The 19,912-nt window shown below is 60.1% G+C and carries 15 protein-coding genes, 4 tRNA genes and 1 pseudogene; 8 read left to right on the top strand and 12 right to left on the bottom strand.

Annotation, left to right across the window (positions count from 1 at the left end):
* Positions 1–53: 53 nt before the first annotated feature.
* Positions 54–461: a PA2817 family protein gene (locus tag LAB08_RS06765; protein WP_007972361.1), complete on the top strand. Its 408-nt coding sequence runs from the start codon at positions 54–56 to the stop codon at positions 459–461.
* Between the two features lie 185 nt (positions 462–646).
* Here LAB08_RS06765 and LAB08_RS06760 read toward each other — a convergent pair whose 3' ends face one another.
* On the bottom strand, positions 647–1,645 hold the full coding sequence (locus tag LAB08_RS06760) for a LysR family transcriptional regulator (protein ID WP_096512940.1): 999 nt from the start codon (positions 1,643–1,645) through the stop codon (positions 647–649).
* Positions 1,646–1,736: 91 nt separating this feature from the next.
* Between LAB08_RS06760 and LAB08_RS06755 the strand changes: the two genes are divergently transcribed.
* From LAB08_RS06755 to LAB08_RS06745, 3 genes are all read left to right on the top strand, one after another.
* A complete protein-coding gene (locus tag LAB08_RS06755; RefSeq protein WP_096512941.1) occupies positions 1,737–2,363 on the top strand; it encodes an alanyl-tRNA editing protein in 627 nt (208 codons plus the stop codon).
* 92 nt (positions 2,364–2,455) lie between these two features.
* Complete coding sequence (locus tag LAB08_RS06750; RefSeq protein WP_096512942.1) at positions 2,456–3,226, top strand: 2OG-Fe(II) oxygenase; 771 nt, start codon at positions 2,456–2,458, stop codon at positions 3,224–3,226.
* A gap of 1 nt (position 3,227) precedes the next feature.
* Positions 3,228–3,869: a LysE family translocator gene (locus LAB08_RS06745; RefSeq protein ID WP_096512943.1), complete on the top strand. Its 642-nt coding sequence runs from the start codon at positions 3,228–3,230 to the stop codon at positions 3,867–3,869.
* Positions 3,870–3,985: 116 nt separating this feature from the next.
* On the opposite strand, the gene LAB08_RS06740 is transcribed toward LAB08_RS06745, so the two are convergent.
* The 4 genes from LAB08_RS06740 to LAB08_RS06725 form a co-directional block, all read right to left on the bottom strand.
* A tRNA-Gly gene (locus LAB08_RS06740) sits at positions 3,986–4,061 on the bottom strand.
* Between the two features lie 3 nt (positions 4,062–4,064).
* Positions 4,065–4,140: transfer RNA gene (locus tag LAB08_RS06735), tRNA-Glu, on the bottom strand.
* Positions 4,141–4,244: 104 nt separating this feature from the next.
* A tRNA-Gly gene (locus LAB08_RS06730) sits at positions 4,245–4,320 on the bottom strand.
* A 2-nt stretch (positions 4,321–4,322) separates the two neighbouring features.
* Positions 4,323–4,398 (bottom strand) — tRNA-Glu (locus tag LAB08_RS06725).
* A 383-nt stretch (positions 4,399–4,781) separates the two neighbouring features.
* Between LAB08_RS06725 and LAB08_RS06720 the strand changes: the two genes are divergently transcribed.
* Complete coding sequence (locus LAB08_RS06720; protein WP_172901626.1) at positions 4,782–5,540, top strand: hypothetical protein; 759 nt, start codon at positions 4,782–4,784, stop codon at positions 5,538–5,540.
* A gap of 175 nt (positions 5,541–5,715) precedes the next feature.
* On the opposite strand, the gene LAB08_RS30730 is transcribed toward LAB08_RS06720, so the two are convergent.
* The 4 genes and pseudogenes from LAB08_RS30730 to LAB08_RS06705 form a co-directional block, all read right to left on the bottom strand.
* Positions 5,716–6,420 (bottom strand): methyl-accepting chemotaxis protein, encoded by a 705-nt coding sequence (locus LAB08_RS30730; protein ID WP_372237725.1) that lies wholly within the window; start codon positions 6,418–6,420, stop codon positions 5,716–5,718.
* Positions 6,421–6,624: 204 nt separating this feature from the next.
* Positions 6,625–6,801, bottom strand: a pseudogene (locus tag LAB08_RS30725) (HAMP domain-containing protein); the annotation flags it as partial.
* Positions 6,802–7,788: 987 nt separating this feature from the next.
* Positions 7,789–9,138 carry an aminotransferase-like domain-containing protein gene (locus LAB08_RS06710; protein WP_096512946.1) on the bottom strand — a complete coding sequence of 450 codons (1,350 nt, stop codon included), beginning with the start codon at positions 9,136–9,138 and terminating at the stop codon, positions 7,789–7,791.
* Between the two features lie 286 nt (positions 9,139–9,424).
* Positions 9,425–10,186, bottom strand: a complete 762-nt coding sequence (locus tag LAB08_RS06705) for an SDR family oxidoreductase (RefSeq protein WP_096512947.1) — start codon at positions 10,184–10,186, stop codon at positions 9,425–9,427.
* A gap of 236 nt (positions 10,187–10,422) precedes the next feature.
* Here LAB08_RS06705 and LAB08_RS06700 point away from each other — a divergent pair, with 236 nt between their 5' ends.
* Positions 10,423–11,427 (top strand): NADP-dependent oxidoreductase, encoded by a 1,005-nt coding sequence (locus LAB08_RS06700; RefSeq protein ID WP_096512948.1) that lies wholly within the window; start codon positions 10,423–10,425, stop codon positions 11,425–11,427.
* A gap of 139 nt (positions 11,428–11,566) precedes the next feature.
* Here LAB08_RS06700 and pyrF read toward each other — a convergent pair whose 3' ends face one another.
* A complete protein-coding gene (pyrF, locus tag LAB08_RS06695; protein WP_172901627.1) occupies positions 11,567–12,265 on the bottom strand; it encodes an orotidine-5'-phosphate decarboxylase in 699 nt (232 codons plus the stop codon).
* Positions 12,266–12,561: 296 nt separating this feature from the next.
* Between pyrF and LAB08_RS06690 the strand changes: the two genes are divergently transcribed.
* Both LAB08_RS06690 and LAB08_RS06685 read left to right on the top strand, forming a co-directional pair.
* Positions 12,562–13,320 carry a response regulator gene (locus LAB08_RS06690; RefSeq protein WP_096512950.1) on the top strand — a complete coding sequence of 253 codons (759 nt, stop codon included), beginning with the start codon at positions 12,562–12,564 and terminating at the stop codon, positions 13,318–13,320.
* Positions 13,320–14,369 carry a sensor histidine kinase gene (locus tag LAB08_RS06685; protein ID WP_096512951.1) on the top strand — a complete coding sequence of 350 codons (1,050 nt, stop codon included), beginning with the start codon at positions 13,320–13,322 and terminating at the stop codon, positions 14,367–14,369. The genes LAB08_RS06690 and LAB08_RS06685 overlap by 1 nt, the downstream gene beginning before the upstream one ends.
* A 129-nt stretch (positions 14,370–14,498) precedes the next feature.
* On the opposite strand, the gene LAB08_RS06680 is transcribed toward LAB08_RS06685, so the two are convergent.
* The gene (locus LAB08_RS06680) at positions 14,499–15,620 is read right to left on the bottom strand and encodes a beta-ketoacyl-ACP synthase III (RefSeq protein ID WP_096512952.1); all 1,122 of its coding nucleotides are present in this window, start codon (positions 15,618–15,620) and stop codon (positions 14,499–14,501) included.
* 292 nt (positions 15,621–15,912) lie between these two features.
* On the bottom strand, positions 15,913–19,824 hold the full coding sequence (gene hrpA, locus LAB08_RS06675; RefSeq protein ID WP_096512953.1) for an ATP-dependent RNA helicase HrpA: 3,912 nt from the start codon (positions 19,822–19,824) through the stop codon (positions 15,913–15,915).
* Between the last annotated feature and the right edge of the window lie 88 nt (positions 19,825–19,912).

Below are 19,912 nucleotides of genomic sequence, written 5' to 3'. Positions count from 1 at the left end.
GGGCGCAGGAGCTTTATACTCCCGCGCCCGTTTTGCTCTTGAGGACTTATCTCGTGTCCAACATCGTTGCCGATCATCTCGTTTTGCTCGACCACCTGCGCAGCATCCTGGTCGCCGTGGGTGAGGCCGAGCAGGTTCCCGACGAAAGCCATGCCTTGTTCCTGGAGCGTTTTGACGAACTGCTTGCCCTGCTGCCGGTCGACCCGATCGAAAGCCAATACCTGGGCCAGGACATCCTGTGCCAGGTGATCACCCGCTACCCGCAAATCGCCCACCTGGTCCCACGCGACCTGCTGTGGTACTTCGCCGGCGACTGCCTGCATTACATGCCCGATGATGAAATCGACCTGTACCAGGCACTGGAAGAACGTCGCTTCGAAGCCGAACAGAACGATGAACCCTTTGACTGGAATCAGGAAAAACAGCTGCTGGCATTGTCGAACCAGGACAGCAAGCACTGATCCACGGTCAGAAACACAAAAGGCCCGCCTGGTGAACATGCGGGCCTTTTTTGTGGGTTGCCGAGGACGCCATCGCGGGCAAGCCTTGCTCCCACAGGATCGGAGTGCACCGAAAATTTTGTGCACGACTCAGCCCTTGTGGGAGCAAGCGATGCGGCGACCCGACTTGCCCGCGAAGAGACCGGTCAGAACAACCCATCACTTTCAGGCAATTCATACTCCGAAACGGCAATATTCGGAGGGCTCGACTTGCCCGGCCGCCCCAACGTCGGCTCCTTCTCCAGACACTCCACCAGGTAATCGATCAACACGCGTAGCTTGGGTGGCAGGTATCGGGTTGGCGAATGCAGCAACCAGGCACCTCCGTGGTAGGACGCCAGAAAGGTCCAGTCCGGCAGCACTTGCACCATCAACCCCTTCTCCAGGGCACGGCGCGCCGTGAAATACGGCAGGCTGCCAATGCCGATGTGCTGCAATACGGCACCGAAACGTACGCCCGTATGATTGGCGGCATATCGCCCACGTACACCAACAGTCACAGATTTGTTGCCCTTCTTGAACTTCCAGCGCGCATCGCTCGGCGTTTCACCCAGGTAGAGGCAACTGTGGTTGAGCAAGTCATGGGGATGAGTCGGCGTTCCGTGCTCGGCCAGATACTGCGGTGTCGCGCAGAGCAAATGGTCGATAGTCAGCAATTGCCGCCCCACCAGCCCCGCTGGCGGCCGATCGGTGATACGAATCGCCAGGTCGACGTGATCGTCGATCAGATCCACCTGACGATCCTCGAGCAACATCTCCACATCCACTTTGGGATAACGGCGCAGAAACTCCGGCATATGCGGGTGAATCACGATTCGGCCAACCGCTTTCGGGACGCTGATACGCACCACACCCTCGGGTTCCTCGGTGAACTGACCACTGATTTCCATCACCGACCGGGCCGCGCTGACCATGTCCTGACAACGCTTGAACACTTCCTCGCCACCATCGCTCAGGCGCAGTTTGCGCGTGGTTCGTTGCAGCAGACGTATCGCCAGCGCCTTCTCCAGTCGCGAAATACTGCGACTCACCGCCGAAGGCGAAGAACCCAGTTGACGGGCCGCTTCGGAAAAACTGCCGGTCTCGACGACTTTGACGAAAATCGCCATTTCACCCAGCAGCGGTAGTGGAAGATTTATGCTCACGAAGCAACAGTCCTTTGATGTTTGACCGGATTATCACGCACCAGCACGCTCCATATAATAAAAATTAGAAACATTTATGTGAGCCTGCAATATGACGCTGCGCCTCTTTTTCCACAGCGATGACCTCAAGGCCAATGTGGAAATCCTCGAATGCACGCCCTACGAGCACGAATTCGCCGTGGTGTTGCGTGCAACGCTTTTTCACCCCCAAGGTGGCGGACAACCCTGTGACACCGGCTGGATCGGCGAAAGCCGGGTACTGCGCGTGGTGCAGGACCCGGACCGGATCGTCCACTTCGTCGACCGCCCGGTAGAACCCGGCATGACGCAGATTCGCGTCGACGAAGAACGGCGCCGGTTCAATACGCGCATGCATTCCGCCGGTCACCTGATCGGTCACTTCGTCCAGGCCATGGGCTGGATGCCGATCAAGGCACAACACTGGCCGGGCGAAGCAAGAGTGCAGTTCAAACCGGCGGACTGCGCACAGGAAGTTGATGTGCAAACGCTGCAGCACGGCCTTGCACAGTGGATCGCCCATGACCTGCCGCGCCTGACCTCGTCGCGCGAAGGTGCCCGGGAAATCGGTTTCGGTGAGCTGCCCGCCTACGGTTGCGGCGGCACCCATGTACGTAGCCTGAAGGATCTGGGCGCGGTCACGATCGAATCCCTTTCGCACAAGAAAGGGACGCTGTCCGTCCACTACCGCGTGGACTGAGTTTTCCGGCGATGCCGCTGCCGGCATCGCCCGATACAGCAGGAGCCTGCATTCGCAGGCTGCGTTAACGCTTCTCTGGATGGACCCAAGACATGATGCTCGACGCCGAATGTCTCGATGAGACGTGCATAAAAAAGCTGGCCAACGAAGAAATCCTCGCCATCCGCATCAAAGGCTGGCTGGCCCCGCCGCTGGCGGTCGAGATCGGCGACAAGATCCTCGCGCCGGGTTTTGAAGGCTATATCAACGCGCCGAGCATCGGTCGCATCGGCATGGCGTTTTATGAAGCGGAAAACCAGCCGCTGCTGATCGAGGATTACTTCGAGCGCGCTACCCGCAACATCGCGGAATTGCGCAACCGCTGTGCGCCTTACTCATCCCCGGTCGACACTTTGCGCTGCATGCTCGATGAGTCCTGGCCAGCGGGTGCGCATCTGGAAAACCTCTATGGCCGCAAGATGTATGTCGGACTGTCCCGGGTGGTGAAACCCGGCGTGTGTTTTCTCGCCCATCACGACATTTTCGCCAAGGACGCCCCGGACAGTTTTCAAGCCAGGAGCCTGGAAGCGCAATTTGCCTGCAACGTCTACCTGAACATGCCCACCGAAGGCGGTGTTCTACAGATGTGGGACCACGACATATCCCCGGAACAATTCGACGAAATGCGCGGCGACAGTTACGGCATCGATCCGGCCCTGTTGGGTACTCCGACCCTGGAGATTCGCCCCGAACCAGGCGATTTCATCATGTTCAATTCGCGCCGCATGCACTCGGTGACGCCGGGTGTGGCCGATCCACGATTGAGCCTTTCATTCTTTGTCGGCTATCGCGGCAACGCCTCACCCCTTACTTTCTGGAGTTGAAATGCAGTTTTCGAATTACCTGGGCGAGTTTCTGGCGCTGGCGACGATCCATTTCCTGGCCGTCGTCGCCCCCGGTCCGGATTTCGCCGTAACCATCCGCCAGAGTGTGCGTTTTGGCCGCTGGGTGGGTATCTGCACGGCGCTGGGCATTGGTGCCGGCATTTCCGTGCATGTGCTGTACACCCTGCTGGGCGTCGGGGCGTTGATGCACACAACGCCCTGGTTACTGACCGTGGCCAAGGTTATCGGTGGTGCCTATATTCTGTACCTGGGCATCAGCCTGCTGCGCAGCAAACCCAAATCCGTGCTTGAAGGCGAAAAAGATGCGGATGAGCCGGTCATTGAACAAACACTACTAAAGGCATTCAGTACGGGTTTTCTGACCAACGCCACCAATCCGAAGGCTACCCTGTTTTTCCTGGCGATTTTCACCACCCTCATCAGCAGCACCACACCGCTGGAAATTCAGGCGCTGTACGGTATCTGGATGTGCTTTGTGAACGCATCATGGTTTGTGATCGTTGCGCTGTTCTTTTCAAGCAGCAAGGTGAGGTTGCTGTTCCTGCGCATGGGGCACTGGTTCGAACGCACCATGGGCGTGATTCTTATCCTGTTTGCAGGGCGGTTGATCCTGTCGATGTAACATCGCCGGAAATGCAAAGAGCCCGCTCAGTCTGACTGGCGGGCTCTTTTTTCTGCTGGATACAAATCACGCACAAACAAAAACGCCGCTCGATTGAGCGGCGTTTTCGTTAAATATGGAGCGGGAAACGAGACTCGAACTCGCGACCCCGACCTTGGCAAGGTCGTGCTCTACCAACTGAGCTATTCCCGCAAATGGCGTCCCCTAGGGGACTCGAACCCCTGTTACCGCCGTGAAAGGGCGGTGTCCTAGGCCACTAGACGAAGGGGACACGCTACCCGGAACACATGGTGTGTGTTTCGGTGTCCAGAACCGCATCCTAAGACTTGGTTCTGGTTTCACTCAGCCCTGCCCGAAAGCAACGCTGTTTAAAATTGGAGCGGGAAACGAGACTCGAACTCGCGACCCCGACCTTGGCAAGGTCGTGCTCTACCAACTGAGCTATTCCCGCATTGGCGTCCCCTAGGGGACTCGAACCCCTGTTACCGCCGTGAAAGGGCGGTGTCCTAGGCCACTAGACGAAGGGGACACACTACAACATTCACTCCCTGCTTCGTTTCGCTGTGTGCTTTACGCTGCAAGTGGCGCGCATTCTATGGATGGAATGAGAGGTCGTCAACCCCCTGTATTAAATTTTTTTAAATCAATGACTTGGCCCTGCTTTTTGGCACCCATCCGGATTTTCCGCTGCCCGGTGTTTGGCGCCTATATTCTGACGCCCGCCAAGACGCTATAGTCCATGATGAGTGATGGCAATCTGCTCCGTGAGTGCCAGCATTTATAAAGCAAGGCTGCAGCCGATACAGGTTAAGCCTTGTCGAACCAACTCGTCGAGCGGCTCTAGGCGCTTAAATGCCAAGCCACTACACTCGCACGCGAACCCTATAAGAGGTCTTACCGGTGACACCACTCATGATCACCCTGCTCGTTGTAGCCGGGATCGCATTATTGATCGCCATTGGCTACATCAACCATGTGGTGGAAAACAATAAGCTGGAAAGGGCCCGTACCAAGGTTGAACTCAACGACCGCCTGCGTCGTTGCGGCGAGATCACCGAAACCTTCCCCGGTCAGTTGATGACACCGGCACTCAAGCTGCTGCTCACCCGTCTGGAATTGAATGTCTGCCAGCGCTTGCTGAATCTGGAAAAGACCAGCTCCAACCTCAAGGCACGGATTACCGAGCTTGAGGCTCTGGTAGCCCAAGGCGAATCGATCCCGGTCAACAACCCGCCGGCACCGATCCAGACAGAGGCCAAGGCCAAGGACGTGCGTTTCCTGCTTGAAGCCCTGCACGGCCAGATCACCCGCGCGGCACAGGACGGCTTCCTGCCGCCCAACGAAGCCAAGCGCTGGATCCGCGAGGTCCGCCATATTCTGGTGCTGTTGCACATCGAATTCTTCAACAACCTTGGCCAGCATTCCCTGCAACAGAACCAGCCGGGCCAGGCGCGCCTGGCGTTCGAACGCGGGGTGCAATACCTGCGCAAGCAGCAGGAGCCACAAATCTATGCCGAACAACTGGAATACCTGGAAAAACTCCTGGCCCGTGCGAACGCACAAGTCATGGATCGCATCGCCCCGGTTGAAGGCGAAGTGAACCAATTGACAGAGGGCCTCAAAGACGTCGAGGCCGATGCGGACTGGAAGAAGAAAGTGATCTACGACTGATCATCGAACAAATGCAAAAAAGCCACCGAGACCGGTGGCTTTTTTTTGCTCTGTGTAGGAGCGAGCTTGCTCGCGATGAACGTCAGAGCGCCGCCGCGTTCATCCTGGCTGCCCTCGTCATCGTTCACGTCCATCGCGAGCAGGCTCGCTCCTACAGGGTCCGGCGGTGTAGCTATTAAAGCCTGAAATGCCCCACCATCCCCTTCAACTCAACCCCCAACTGCGCCAGCTCGATACTCGACGCCGCATTTCCCTGCATCGCCAGCGAAGATTGATCCGCACTGGCACGAATGCTCGTGACACTGCGGTTGATTTCCTCGGCCACCGAACTCTGCTCCTCGGCAGCGGCGGCGATCTGCTGGTTCATCTGCTGAATCAACGACACCGCCGCCGCAATACTGCCCAGCGCACTTTCGGTTTGGAGCGCATCACTGACCGCCAGTTTCACCAGGTCGCCACTGCTCTGAATCTGCTGCACCGACGTCTGCGCCGCCGAGCGCAAGGCGCTGACCAATCGCTCGATTTCCTCGGTCGATTGCTGGGTCCGTTTGGCCAGTGCGCGCACTTCATCGGCGACCACCGCAAACCCCCTGCCCTGCTCGCCGGCCCGTGCGGCCTCGATGGCCGCGTTGAGTGCCAGCAGGTTGGTTTGTTCGGCCACGCTTTTGATGACACTGAGTACGGTGCCGATGTTCTGGATTTCCGCGCTCAGGCTCTCGATGCTTGAACTGGCCGAGGTCGCCGAATCCGCCAGTTGTTCGATCCGGGCCATGCTCTGACGCACCACAAGCTGGCCACTTTCGACCTTGCCGTCCGCCGTTTGCGCCGCCACGGCGGCTTCTTCAGCGTTTCGTGCTACGTCGTGCACGGTGGCGGTCATCTGGTTCATTGCGGTCGCGACCTGTTCGGTTTCCTCCTTCTGGCTGCTGACCTCAAGATTGGTCTGCTCAGTCACCGCTGAGAGCGATTGCGCGGAAGTGGCCAACTGTTCGATACCCGCCTGCAAACCACTGACAATGCGGCTCAATCCCGCCCCCATCTGCTGCATCGCCTGCATCAACTGGCCGATTTCGTCCCGACGGGTCACTTCGACCGTCCCGCTCAAATCCCCTGAGGCAATCTGCTGTGCCACACGAATCACACTGCGCAGCGGCCCCACGATCAACCGGGTAATCACCCAGGCTGCAATCAATCCAACCAGCAACGCCAGTGCCGAAGAGCCGATGATCAAGATTGAGTTCTTTTTCAGCTCAGCCTGCATCGACCGGTCTTCGGCGACATAGGCTTGATCGACCCGCTCCACCACCTGGGCCGCGCGTTGATGCAGTTGCTGATAGACGGTCTTTTCCTGCTCCAGCAGGCCGGTGTACTCGGCGAGTTTGTCGCTGAAACTGGAGATATGGCCGATCACTTCATTGAGGACTGTCTGGTACCCCTCATCCTTGACCGTGGTTTTCAGTTGTTCGGCCTGGGTCAACGCCTGGCTCGCCTGCTCGATCTTGCCTTGCCCCGCGCTGTCATCGCCCTTGCGGCTCTGGTCCAGGCGCACACGCGCTTCGTTCATGGCTTGCAGCATCAACCGGGACACCTGACTGACCTGACTGGCCTGTTCGATGAATTGCGCACCGTCCTTGCCCTCTGAGTTTTTCAGGGTGTAGGTACCGTCATCGGCCAGCCCGGCCTGCAGCACGTCGAGGTTATTGGCCACGCTGGAGACCGACCAACTGGCCATTTCCAGCGCCAGGTCCTTGGCCTGACTGAGCGAGACAAACTCGTCGAACGCCTTGCGGTAGGCGCCGAGAGACTGCTCGACATCATTCATCACCGGCACGTTCGCAGCAGATTCAGTCTTGAGCTGGTTGGCCAGGGCGATCAAGCCATCAACGCCTTCGTGCAGGGCGTCAGCGGTTTTCGAGTCGCCGTGCAAGGCATACTCCTGCTCCAGCAGGCGTACCTTCAGCAAACCGCTGTTGAGCGACGACATCTGCTTGAGCCCGTCGAAGCGCTGGCTGATAGTTTGCAGGGACCACACGCCGATAGCCGCCACCAGGGCGGTCAACAACAGCACCAGCACAAACCCGATACCCAGTTTTTTTGCCATACCGAGGTTGGCAAAACGTCCTTGCACGGCCGAAATCATTGCACTTAGTCCCCTGCCATTGTCTGTAGACGGAGATTCGCAATGGGCCTGTGGCAACACAAGTCTCTGGCGTCGGAATAATGGCAAAAAGCTACGTCTGCGTCGTTTTCAGAACGCTTGAGGTCGATCCGGAGCGGTAGCCTGAAAAAATGCCCGGACTCGCGGATCACAAGCACAGGCCACATTGATGCGCTGCCAGTCAGTGGCCGCGCCGGTGGGGCTAAAGGCCGTCGTCGATGACAGCAAGACGCCGAAGCGTCGGGCCTGAACCCGCACTTGAGCGTCGTCCTGCATCCGCGACCGCGCCCAGATGAACAGGCCTCCTACAGGCTTGCCAAACACCTCCCACCCGGCGTCTTCGAGCAGCTGCAATATCACCTGGCGTTCACTGTTCAAGCGCTGCCGCTGACGCTGCACCAATTGGCGATAGGTGCCGTTAGCCAACAGGCAGGCCACCACCGACTCGCAAAATCGCGAGGCGCCCATGCTGCTGATCATCTTGACCTCGGCCAATCGCACAATCATCTGGACACTGGCGACTACAAAACCGACCCGCAAGGAACTGCTGAGGGTTTTTGAATAGCTGCCTACATAGATCACTCCGTCATCCAGTGCGGCAAGGCGCTTGCCGGGGCCGCTGTGCAGGTCCGCATAAACATCGTCTTCGATCACCTGCACGCCCCGTTCTTTCGCCATGTGCAAAACCCGCTGCGCCACCTCGGGCGTCAGGCTGCAACCGGTCGGATTGTGATGGAAGCTGTTGATGAACAATCCGCGAGGACGGTGCTTGAGCATCAGCGCTTCCAACGCGGCCAGGTCCGGCCCGCAGGGAGTTCGTGGGACCTCAAGCATGCTGATACCGTGCAGGTTGAGCAGATCGAACAACGCTGGGTAACCGGGGCTTTCCACCACCACGCAGTCTCCCGGTTTAAACAGCGTCCGCACGATCAGGTCCAGCCCCTGACTGGCCCCCGCCGTTGTCAGGATTCGACTGTCCTCGACGTTGATTTTCCGCTGTTTCAGCCACTTCAGTATCTGTTGACGCAAAGCGGGCAGGCCCAACGGCGAACTGTAGTTGAACAAACTGGCCATGTCAGTGCGACTGACCTCTCGGATTGCGTACGCCAGATCGTCCGTCTCGCGCCAGCTTTCGGGCAAGCCGCCATCGCCCAATGGCAACTGGCACAAGGACGTGTGCGTTTGCCGCGCCGAGCTCGAAACTGGAGAAGCCACGACGTAACCGGCGGCATGACGCGACTCCAGCACGCCTTTTACGACCAATCGCTCACAGGCTTCGACGACACAAGATTGACTGAGCAAATTGATGTGCGCGATTTTCCGCACGGAAAGCAAACGCGTGCCGGGGGCTACGTCATTGCAACGGATCCAGCAGGTTAACGCGTCAACGATTTGCTGCACGACTGGCACCAAGGCCCGTCGATCGATTCTCAATTCCATGAGCGAGCAACTCCTGTTGGTTTGCGCAAACCAGTAAATCACAGGAGTGTTGGCCGGGATGTGCGACAACGCCGTCAGGATCACCGGTTTCAATCATTTGAAACACACTGCCAGCCGTCTCCACGGAACCATGGAAAGACCCTATTCAAGAAAAGGAAAAACCTGTGGGAGCGAGCCTGCTCGCGAAAGCGGTGTATCAGACAACATTGATGTTGCCTGACACTCCCTCTTCGCGAGCAGGCTCGCTCCCACAGGTTCGATTTTGACCGCGTATCAGCGCGTGGCTTCAGAACGCCGTAACCCCACCATCCACAGCCAGTGAGTGCCCGGTGGTGAACGCTGCGCCATCGCTGCACAGGTACAGCACCGCGCTGGCGATTTCCTCGACCTTGCCGATACGGCCCACCGGGTGCATGGCATTGGCGAACTCGCCTTTCTTCGGGTCGGCTTCATAGGCGCGACGGAACATGTCGGTGTCGATCACCGCCGGGCATACCGCGTTGACCCGGATCTTTTTCTTGGCGTATTCAATGGCCGCCGATTTGGTCAGGCCGATCACCGCGTGCTTGGAGGCGGCGTAGATACTCATTTTCGGCGCGGCACCGAGACCGGCCACCGAGGCGGTATTGACGATGGCGCCGCCCCCCTGGGCCAGCAGCAGCGGCAATTGGTACTTCATGCATAACCAGACACCTTTGACGTTGACGCCCATGATCGCATCGAACTCGTCGACGGTGCCTTCGGCCAGCTTGCCCTTTTCAATCTCGATACCGGCATTGTTGAAGGCATAGTCGAGACGGCCGTAGGTATTGACCACCTCCGCCATCAGGTTTTTCACGTCGTTTTCCACAGTGACGTTGCAGCGCACGAAGGTCGCTTCGCCGCCCGCCGTCCGAATCAACGCCACCGTCCCCTCGCCGCCTGCCGTATCCATGTCAGCCACAACCACCTTCAAGCCCTCGGCGGCGAACGCCTGGGCAGTCGCGCGACCAATACCGTTGGCGGCGCCCGTCACTACGGCGACCTGGCCGGAAAACGTCATGCTCATTGTTATGTCCTCGAAGAGAAGTTTACGGGAGATCGGATTTTTTCAGTCTAGCCACGGCGAGCCCTGTCGCGGCAGCACTATCAAAAGGCCGGTTGAACCCCCATGAGTTGCAGTGATGGGACTTCCGTACCAACTATCACTGCTCTGGATCAACCTGCATTCGCCGTATCAGCCAAACTTGCGGCATCGCCCATGAAGGGCTATCAACAAGGCTTCATTCATCTTGAGCGCCTGTCATGACTACCCAGACCAACCGCCAGTTCCTGCTTGCCAAGCGTCCCGTTGGCGCGGCTACCCGCGAGACCTTCACCTATCAGGAAGTACCGGTCGGCGAGCCGGCTGCGGGTCAGATCCTGGTCAAAAACGAATACCTCTCGCTGGACCCGGCCATGCGCGGCTGGATGAATGAGGGCAAGTCCTACATCCCGCCGGTGGGTCTGGGTGAAGTGATGCGCGCCCTGGGTGTCGGCAAGGTCGTGGCCTCGAACAACCCTGGGTTCGCGGTCGGGGACTACGTCAACGGGGCGCTGGGGGTGCAGGATTATTTCCTCGGTGAGCCGCGTGGCTTCTACAAGGTCGATCCGAAACTGGCACCGCTGCCGCGTTACTTGTCCGCGCTGGGCATGACCGGCATGACCGCTTACTTCGCCCTGCTCGACGTCGGCGCACCCAAGGCTGGCGAGACCGTGGTGCTGTCGGGCGCAGCCGGCGCGGTGGGCAGCATTGCCGGGCAGATTGCCAAGATCAAGGGCTGCCGCGTAGTCGGCATCGCTGGCGGCGCGGACAAGTGCCAATTCCTGATCGATGAATTGGGATTCGACGGCGCCATCGACTACAAGAACGAAGACGTCATCGCCGGCCTCAAGCGCGAATGCCCTAAAGGCGTCGATGTGTACTTCGATAACGTCGGCGGCGACATTCTCGACGCGGTGCTGAGCCGCTTGAACATGAAAGCGCGGGTAGTGATCTGCGGCGCCATCAGTCAGTACAACAACAAGGAAGCGGTCAAGGGTCCGGCCAACTATCTGGCGCTACTGGTCAACCGCGCGCGGATGGAAGGCTTTGTAGTGATGGATTACGCCGCGCAGTTCGCCGCCGCCGGGCAGGAGATGGCCGGCTGGATGGCCCAGGGTCAGCTCAAGAGCAAGGAAGACATCGTGGAAGGACTGGAGACGTTCCCGGAGACGCTGATGAAGTTGTTCAGCGGTGAGAACTTCGGGAAGTTGGTGCTGAAGGTCTAACCCAATAACCAAAATCACCACCAAACAACTGTGGGAGCGAGCCTGCTCGCGAAAGCGGTGTATCAGTCAACATTGATGTCGGCTGACACTCCCTCTTCGCGAGCAGGCTCGCTCCCACAATGGGTTGTTCAGCGTTTGATCAGGCGAGTTCGGCCACCACGTCGGCCAACGCCTGCGCCGGGTCCGCCGCCTGGCTGATCGGACGGCCGATCACCAGGTAGTCGGAACCGGCTTCCAGAGCCTGACGCGGGGTCAGAATGCGGCGCTGGTCATCCTGGGCGCTGCCGGCCGGGCGAATACCCGGGGTCACCAGTTGCAGCGATGGGTGCGCCGACTTCAGGGCCTGGGCTTCCAGGGCCGAGCACACCAGGCCGTCCATTCCGGCTTTTTCCGCCAGGGCAGCCAGGCGCAGCACCTGTTCCTGCGGCTCGATATCCAGGCCGATACCGGCCAGATCCTCGCGCTCCATACTGGTCAGCACGGTTACGCCGATCAGCAGCGGCTGCGGGCCACTGCGCTTGTCCAGCACCTCACGGCACGCTGCCATCATGCGCAGGCCACCGGAGCAGTGCACGTTGACCATCCACACGCCCATTTCCGCTGCAGCCTTGACGGCCATGGCGGTGGTGTTGGGGATGTCGTGGAACTTGAGGTCCAGGAACACTTCGAAGCCCTTGTCACGCAGGGTGCCAACGATTTCCGATGCACAGCTGGTGAACAGTTCCTTACCGACTTTGACCCGGCACAGCTTCGGGTCCAACTGATCGGCCAGCTTCAGTGCGGCGTCACGGGTGGGGAAATCCAGGGCGACGATGATAGGAGTCTGGCAGGCGGACATGAGTGGGCTCTCAGGCAAGTCGAAATCGGCGCGCATTGTAGCGGAACCAGCGCCGCTGCGGGACCCGATGATCGGTAAATCGTCAAGATCGCTCAGGCAAGACTAGCCTTTGCGGCCATTGTGTCGAACCTGGTACATAGCTGACATGCCCACAACACCCTCGCCCGCTACCCTCGCCAGCCGCAATAAGCCCTTACAACAGCACTTCCCGCCCCCGGGCCGGACGCCTATGCTGGAACCACTCCCTCGCGGCCTATCTTTGTGGTTGGCAGCCAACCTGGCAGATGAACGCACGCATGCACAACACCCACGCACCTGTGAACGACGAGCAAAAAGCGCCTGGCGACGACAAACGCTGGAGCATTCGCGCCCTGATCGTCGACGATGACGTCCCGATCCGCGAACTGATGATCGACTACCTGGCCCGGTTCAATATCCACGCCAGCGGCGTCACCGATGGCGCGGCCATGCGCCTGGCCATGCAGGCGGAACATTTCGACGTGGTGGTGCTGGACCTGATGCTGCCCGGCGAAGACGGCCTGTCGCTGTGCCGCTGGCTGCGCGCCGAGTCGGACATCCCGATTCTGATGCTCACGGCCCGTTGCGAACCCACCGACCGGATCATCGGCCTGGAACTGGGCGCCGACGATTACATGGCCAAGCCGTTCGAACCCCGGGAGCTGGTGGCGCGCATCCAGACCATCCTGCGCCGGGTACGCGATGATCGCACCGAACAACGGGCGAACATCCGTTTCGACAACTGGCGGCTCAACAGCGTACTGCGCCAGTTGATTGCCGCCGATGGCCTGGTGGTGCCGCTGTCCAACGCCGAATTTCGCCTGCTCTGGGTGTTCATTGAACGTCCGCGCCGGGTGCTGAGCCGCGAACAATTGCTGGACGCCGCCCGCGGCCGCTCGATCGAAGCCTTTGATCGCAGCATTGACCTGCTGGTGTCACGCCTGCGGCAGAAACTCGGTGATGACCCGAAAGCACCACAACTGATCAAAACCGTGCGCGGCGAAGGTTACCTGTTCGACGCCCGGGACATCGGCTGATGCGCGGGCGCTTCGATACGCTGTTCGGCCGCCTGTTTGGCGTGCTGTTGCTGGCGATCATCCTCGCGCATTTGCTGGCCTTTGCCTGGTTTCACCATTACGGCCCACCACCACCTCCGCCGCCACCCGCGTTCTCCGAAGGCTTTGACGGCCAAATCCCGCCACCGGCCCCGCGTTTCGCCAATCGGCCACCCCGGCCGTGGTTCGGCGGGCCGCTGGTACCGCTGACGTTTCAATTGATCTCACTGATCATCGCCGCCTGGTATGGCGCCAAATTACTGAGCCGGCCGATTCAGCGGCTGAGCGACGCGGCCGAGCGCCTGAGCGAAAACCTCGACAGCCCGCCACTGGAGGAGTCCGGCCCACGGGAAGCGCGGCAAGCGGCGCACACCTTCAACAAAATGCAGCGACGCATCATCGAGCAAGTAAAACAACGCTCACGGATGCTCGGCGCGGTGTCCCACGACCTGCGCACGCCGCTGTCGCGGCTCAAGCTGCGGCTGGAACAGATCGACGATGACAGGTTGCAGGGCCAGATGCGCCAAGACCTGGACGACATGATCAGCATGCTCGATGCCACCCTCACTTACCTGCACGAACAGCGCACCAGTGAGGCGCCGCAGTGGATGGATGTGCAGGCGTTGGTGGAGTCCCTGAGCGAAAACGCCCAGGACCAGGGTGCCGATGTTCAGGCCAGCGGCCACTGCGCGCCGCTGCAAGTTCAGCCGATGGCGTTGCGCTCCTGCGTCAACAACCTGCTGGACAACGCCTTGCGTTATGCCGGCCAGGCGCTGATCTCCCTGGAAGACCATCGCGAACATCTGCTGATTCGGGTCATTGACCACGGGCCGGGAATCGCCGCGGAGCAACGCGAAGCGGTGTTCGAACCGTTCTTTCGCCTGGAAGGTTCGCGCAATCGCAATTCCGGTGGCGTCGGCCTGGGGATGACCATCGCCCGCGAAGCGGCGGAACGGCTGGGTGGGCAGTTGAGCCTGGAAGAAACCCCGGGGGGCGGGTTGACTGCGGTCATTCGCTTGCCGCGAACCTGAAAAATCACTCCCCCCTGTAGGAGCAAAGCTTGCTCGCGATTACGTCGGCACATTCAATAGAGATGTCGACTGAATGTCCGCCATCGCGAGCAAGCTTTGCTCCCACAGGGTTCCGGGTGAGCTGAAGACTCAGCGCTTGCGCAGAATCACGCTACCGATCGAGTAACCGGCGCCAAACGAGCTGAGCACCGCCAGCGAACCCGCCGGAAGGTCGTCCTGATTCTTGTGAAACGCAATCACGGAACCGGCGGAGCTGGTGTTGGCGTAGGTGTCCAGAATCACCGGGGCTTCCTGCTCTGTGGCATCGCGGCCCAGCAGTTTCTTGACGATCAGGTGGTTCATGCTGAGGTTGGCCTGGTGCAGCCAGAAGCGCTTCACATCGCTGATGTTGAGCTGGTTCTCTTCCAGATGTGCACCGATCAGCTCGGCAACCATCGGGCAGACTTCCTTGAACACCTTGCGACCTTCCTGGACAAACAGTTTGTCCCTGGCACCAACGCCCTCTTCCGCTGCGCGGTTGAGGAAGCCGAAGTTGTTGCGGATGTTGTTGGAGAACTTGGTCAGCAGCTTGGTGCTGACGATGTCGAACTGATACTTGGACGTGGCCTGGTCGGCGCGCTCGATGATCACCGCAGTGGCCGCGTCACCGAAGATGAAGTGGCTGTCGCGGTCGCGGAAATTCAGGTGGCCAGTGCAGACTTCCGGGTTGACCATCAGGATCGCCCGGGCCTGGCCCAGCTGGACGCTGTTGGCGGCGGTCTGGATACCGAAGGTGGCCGAAGAACACGCCACGTTCATGTCGAAACCGAAACCCTGGATGCCCAGCGCTTCCTGAACTTCAATGGCAATCGCCGGGTAGGCGCGTTGCAGGTTGGAACAGGCGACGATCACGCCGTCGATATCCGCCGCAGTCTTGCCCGCGCGTTGCAAGGCTTGTTCGGCCGCGCCGATGGCCATTTGGCAAAGTACCGACCACTCGTCGTTGGAACGCTCCGGCAGGCGCGGCGCCATGCGTTGAGGGTCGAGGATGCCGTCCTTGTCCATGACATAGCGGCTCTTGATACCGGAGGCTTTTTCGATGAACGCCGCACTGGATTCGGTCAACGCTTCGATTTCACCGCGAGCAATGGCATCGGCGTTGTCGGCGTTGAATTGCGCTACATACGTATTGAAAGACTGCACCAGCTCTTCGTTGGAGATGCTGTTGGCCGGAGTGTAAAGGCCGGTGCCGCTGATGACGACGTTATGCATGGTCGTGTCTCTAATCTGTTCAGGCAGAAAGCATTGGCACCGACGTACCAATACACAAAGGGTCTATTCCCATCCTGGGGACGCAAACCTGGCATCGCTTCATTCCGTCACGCAACATGGCCGAAGGCTCTGGGTCGCGAAAACGGCGTTTATGGTCGCGAAGTTTGCCATAAACGTCAGCTTTTGGCGCCTTTCTCAAGCACAACGCAATTCCTGTGGGAGCAAAGCTTGCTCGCGATGGCGTCCCTGAGATCGCTATCGCGAGCAAGCTTTGCTCCTACAGGTTTTCCGCTCAGAGCTCGACCTGGGTCCACTGCTTGCTCAGGCGCTTGTCGGAGATGGGCACCTTGGTTCCCAGTTGCTGGGCGAACAGCGACACCCGGTACTCCTCCAGCCACCAGCGATAAAGCTCGAGTTGCGGATCGCGCTTGCCTTCCTGGGCGTGCTTGTTGGCGCGGGTCTGGTACTGAGTCCAGAGATTGGCCAATTCGCCACTCCATACCCGGTCCTTCTGCACCTGAGATCCGAGCTTTTCAAAGCGCTGCTCGATGGCCTTGAGGTAACGCGGCAATTCCTTAAGCCATTGCATCGGTGTTTCGCGAACAAAGCCCGGATACACCAGATGGCTGAGCTGCTGCTTGATGTCGTTCAGGGCCACGGCTTGCGCCAGGTCGATCTTGCCCTTGAAGCGTTTTTGCAGACCATGCCAGAGCTTGAGGATTTCCAGAGTCAGCTTCGCCACGCGTTCGGCGTGTTCGGTCCAGGCACCGCGCTTGCGCTCGGCCAGCGACGCCAGCCCGGCGCCATCACGGGGCAACGGGTCTTCGCCGTCGAGAATGCAGCTGTCGAGGCTGGCCAGCAGAATGTCTTCCACCAGCGCGTCAACGCGCCCCATGTCGCGGTACAGCAAACCGAGTTCGGTCAGGCCCGGCAGCTTGCTGCGCAAGAACTTCGCCGGTTCCGCCAGTTGCTGCATCAGCAAGCGCTGCAGAGCGCGTCGGTGCTGGAACTCGGCTTCAGCCGGCGTGGAAAAACGCCCTTCCTTGACCGTACCGCCCTCCTCCACCAGCGCCGGGTAGACCGTCATCGACAGCCCGGCAATCTTTTGCTGGGTTTTCTCGGCCACGGCGGCGAACACTTTCGGCTCCACCGGTTGCTGGCTTTTCGCGGTTTGCGGTACGGCCAGCGCCGCTTGGCTGGCTTCGGCGAAGCGCGCCGTCAGTTCGGCCAGATCTCGGCCTTCACCCAGGAACTTGCCCTGAGCGTCGACGATTTCCAGGTTCATGCGCAGATGGTTCTCCACCTGTTGTGCCGCTTCGGCCCAGGCTTCATCGCTGACACGAGCGCCGGTCATGCGCAGCAGCTCGCGACCCAAGGTCTGGGGCAACGACCCCTCGGCAAAGGTCATGCGCTGCAAGGCAGCCTTGACGAAGTCCGGCACCGGCACGAAGTTCTTGCGCAGGGCCTTGGGCAGGTTACGCACCAGCGCAATGCATTTGGCTTCGATGACACCCGGCACCAGCCATTCCAGACGTTCCGGCGGCAGCATCGGCAACAGCGGCGCGGGTACACGCAGGGTCACGCCGTCGCGCGGGTGGTTCGGTTCGAAGTGGTAACTCAGCGCCAACTCCAGATCGCCGATGTGCAGGGTGTCCGGATAGTGTTGGGCAGTGACTTCACTCGCTTCGCGGGCGAGCACGTCTTCTTCGCGCATGATCAGCAGCTGCGGGTTTTTCTGGCTATTGATCCGGTACCAGCTGTCGAAGGTCGCGGTCTGGTGAATCTCCGCCGGTAGCCGCGCATCGTAGAAGGCGTACAGGGTTTCCTCATCAGCGAGGATGTCGCGACGACGAGCCTTGGCTTCCAGCTCATCGAGCTGCTCCAGCAACTGTTTGTTCGCTGTCAGGCACTTGGCCTTGGACTGGATCTCGCCACGCACCAGCCCTTCGCGGATAAACAGCTCCCGCGACACCACCGGGTCTACCGGCCCGTAATGTACCGGGCGGCGTCCGACCACGATCAACCCGAACAGGGTGATCTGCTCGAAGGCGACCACCTGGCCGCGCCTCTTCTCCCAATGGGGCTCGAAGTGATTTTTCTTGATCAGGTGCCCGGCCAGCGGTTCGATCCAGTCGGCGTCGATCTTCGCCACCATGCGCGCATAGAGTTTGGTGGTTTCCACCAGTTCGGCGGTCATCAACCATTGCGGACGTTTTTTGCCGATCCCCGATGAGGGATGAATCCAGAAGCGCCGCTGGCGGGCACCGAGGTAATCGCCGTCTTCGGTCTTCTGGCCGATCTGGCTGAGCAACCCCACCAGCACCGCTTTGTGCAGTTTTGGGTAATCCGCCGGCTCTTTGTTGAGGCTCAGCTGCATGTCGCGGCAGATCAGGCTCAACTGTCGATGGGAATCACGCCACTCGCGCAAACGCAGGTAGTTGAGGAAATTCTTTCGGCACCAGTTGCGCAGCGGGCTGGCGGTCAATGCCTGGCGCTGCTCTTCGAAACCCCGCCACAGGTTGACCAGCCCGGCGAAGTCCGAGTCGGCATCTTTCCATTGTGCATGGGCCTGGTCCGCCGCTTGCTGGCGTTCCGGCGGGCGTTCGCGCGGGTCCTGGATCGACATGGCGCTGGCGACGATCAGCACTTCCTGCAAGCTGCCGAGCTTCGCCGCTTCCAGCAGCATGCGCCCCATGCGCGGGTCCACGGGCAGCCGTGCCAGCTGGCGACCGAGCGGGGTCAACTGACTGTTGCGGTCCACCGCCGAGAGTTCTTGCAGCAGGTTGTAACCATCGCTGATGGCCTTGCCATCCGGCGGCTCGATGAACGGAAACGCAGTCACTTCGCCAAGGCGCAGGTGCAGCATCTGCAAGATAACGGCCGCGAGGTTGGTGCGCAGGATTTCCGGATCGGTAAATTCCGGACGCCCAAGGAAATCTTCTTCGCTGTACAGCCGCACGCAGATGCCCGGCTCGACCCGCCCGCAACGGCCCTTGCGCTGGTTGGCGCTGGCCTGGGAAATCGCTTCGATGGGCAGGCGCTGAACCTTGGCGCGGTAGCTGTAGCGGCTGATGCGCGCGGTGCCGCTGTCGATCACGTAGCGAATGCCCGGCACCGTGAGCGAGGTTTCCGCGACGTTCGTCGCCAGGACCACACGACGCCCCGGATGCGACTGGAAAATCCGCTGCTGCTCGGCCGGCGACAAGCGCGCGTACAGCGGCAGGATCTCGGTGTGCTTGAGCTGGGCCTTGCGCAACATGTCGGCGGCGTCGCGAATCTCGCGCTCGCCGGGCAAGAACACCAGCACGTCGCCGGGACTACGGCGTTCGCTGCGCTCATAGGCGGCGATTTCGTCGAGAGTGGCGAGAATCGCCTGATCCACGGTCAGGTCGTCTTCGACGCGGTTGCCCTCTTCGTCCTGCTCCAGGGTCAGCGGGCGATACCAGGTGTCCACCGGGAAGGTTCGGCCGGAGACCTCGACTATCGGTGCATCGTCGAAGTGTTTGGAGAAGCGCTCCAGGTCGATGGTCGCCGAGGTGATGATGACTTTCAGGTCCGGACGGCGCGGCAGCAGGGTTTTCAGATAACCGAGCAGGAAGTCGATGTTGAGGCTGCGTTCGTGGGCTTCGTCGACGATGATCGTGTCGTAGCGTTCCAGATAGCGATCGTTCTGGGTTTCCGCCAGCAAAATACCGTCGGTCATCAGCTTGATCAGGGTGTTGGAATCGCTCTGATCCTCGAACCGCACCTGATAACCGACCAGCGCGCCCAACGGCGTGCCCAGCTCTTCGGCCACCCGGCTCGCCACGCTGCGCGCGGCAATCCGGCGCGGCTGGGTGTGGCCGATCAGGCCATGCTGGCCGCGACCGATTTCCAGGCAGATCTTCGGCAGCTGGGTGGTTTTACCCGAGCCGGTTTCGCCGGCGATGATCAGCACCTGATGCTTTTCCAGCGCCTTCTTGATTTCGTCGCGCTTGGCGGCGATCGGCAGGCTGTCGTCGTAACGAATCACTGGCAGGCTGGCCTTGCGTGCCAACACCTGGTCACAGGACGCCTGCATGCGCGCCACCCACTGGGCCAGTTTGGCCTCATCGGGTTTCTTGCGCAGTTCAAGCAACTGCCGCCGCAGCCGGTGGCGGTCGGCGAGCATGGCGTGATCGAGGTTTTTCAGCAGTTTGTCGATGGAGGGCGATTCGTCGGTCATCGGGTACGCAATTCAGTCGTCTAGTGGCGCAAGGGCGCGATTGTCGCAGATTTGGTGGTGTAAATGAGTGTTGCAACATTTTGGATTC

The sequence above is a fragment of the Pseudomonas izuensis genome, from assembly GCF_002356535.2.
Classification (GTDB): Bacteria; Pseudomonadota; Gammaproteobacteria; order Pseudomonadales; family Pseudomonadaceae; genus Aquipseudomonas; species Aquipseudomonas izuensis.
Note: the sequence above shows the minus strand (reverse complement) of the source record. Positions and strands in the feature narration are given on the sequence as shown.

Excerpts from the sequence above, each read along its gene's own strand:
- LAB08_RS06685 (WP_096512951.1), top strand. The coding sequence starts at position 13,320 with ATGCGCGGGCGCTTCGATACGCTGTTCGGCCGCCTGTTTGGCGTGCTG.
- LAB08_RS06755 (WP_096512941.1), top strand. The coding sequence starts at position 1,737 with ATGACGCTGCGCCTCTTTTTCCACAGCGATGACCTCAAGGCCAATGTG.
- pyrF (WP_172901627.1), bottom strand. The coding sequence starts at position 12,265 with ATGTCCGCCTGCCAGACTCCTATCATCGTCGCCCTGGATTTCCCCACC.
- LAB08_RS06700 (WP_096512948.1), top strand. The coding sequence starts at position 10,423 with ATGACTACCCAGACCAACCGCCAGTTCCTGCTTGCCAAGCGTCCCGTT.
- LAB08_RS06705 (WP_096512947.1), bottom strand. The coding sequence starts at position 10,186 with ATGAGCATGACGTTTTCCGGCCAGGTCGCCGTAGTGACGGGCGCCGCC.
- LAB08_RS06745 (WP_096512943.1), top strand. The coding sequence starts at position 3,228 with ATGCAGTTTTCGAATTACCTGGGCGAGTTTCTGGCGCTGGCGACGATC.
- LAB08_RS06690 (WP_096512950.1), top strand. The coding sequence starts at position 12,562 with ATGCACAACACCCACGCACCTGTGAACGACGAGCAAAAAGCGCCTGGC.
- LAB08_RS06680 (WP_096512952.1), bottom strand. The coding sequence starts at position 15,620 with ATGCATAACGTCGTCATCAGCGGCACCGGCCTTTACACTCCGGCCAAC.
- LAB08_RS06750 (WP_096512942.1), top strand. The coding sequence starts at position 2,456 with ATGATGCTCGACGCCGAATGTCTCGATGAGACGTGCATAAAAAAGCTG.
- LAB08_RS30730 (WP_372237725.1), bottom strand. The coding sequence starts at position 6,420 with ATGACCGCCACCGTGCACGACGTAGCACGAAACGCTGAAGAAGCCGCC.
- LAB08_RS06710 (WP_096512946.1), bottom strand. The coding sequence starts at position 9,138 with ATGGAATTGAGAATCGATCGACGGGCCTTGGTGCCAGTCGTGCAGCAA.
- LAB08_RS06720 (WP_172901626.1), top strand. The coding sequence starts at position 4,782 with ATGATCACCCTGCTCGTTGTAGCCGGGATCGCATTATTGATCGCCATT.
- hrpA (WP_096512953.1), bottom strand. The coding sequence starts at position 19,824 with ATGACCGACGAATCGCCCTCCATCGACAAACTGCTGAAAAACCTCGAT.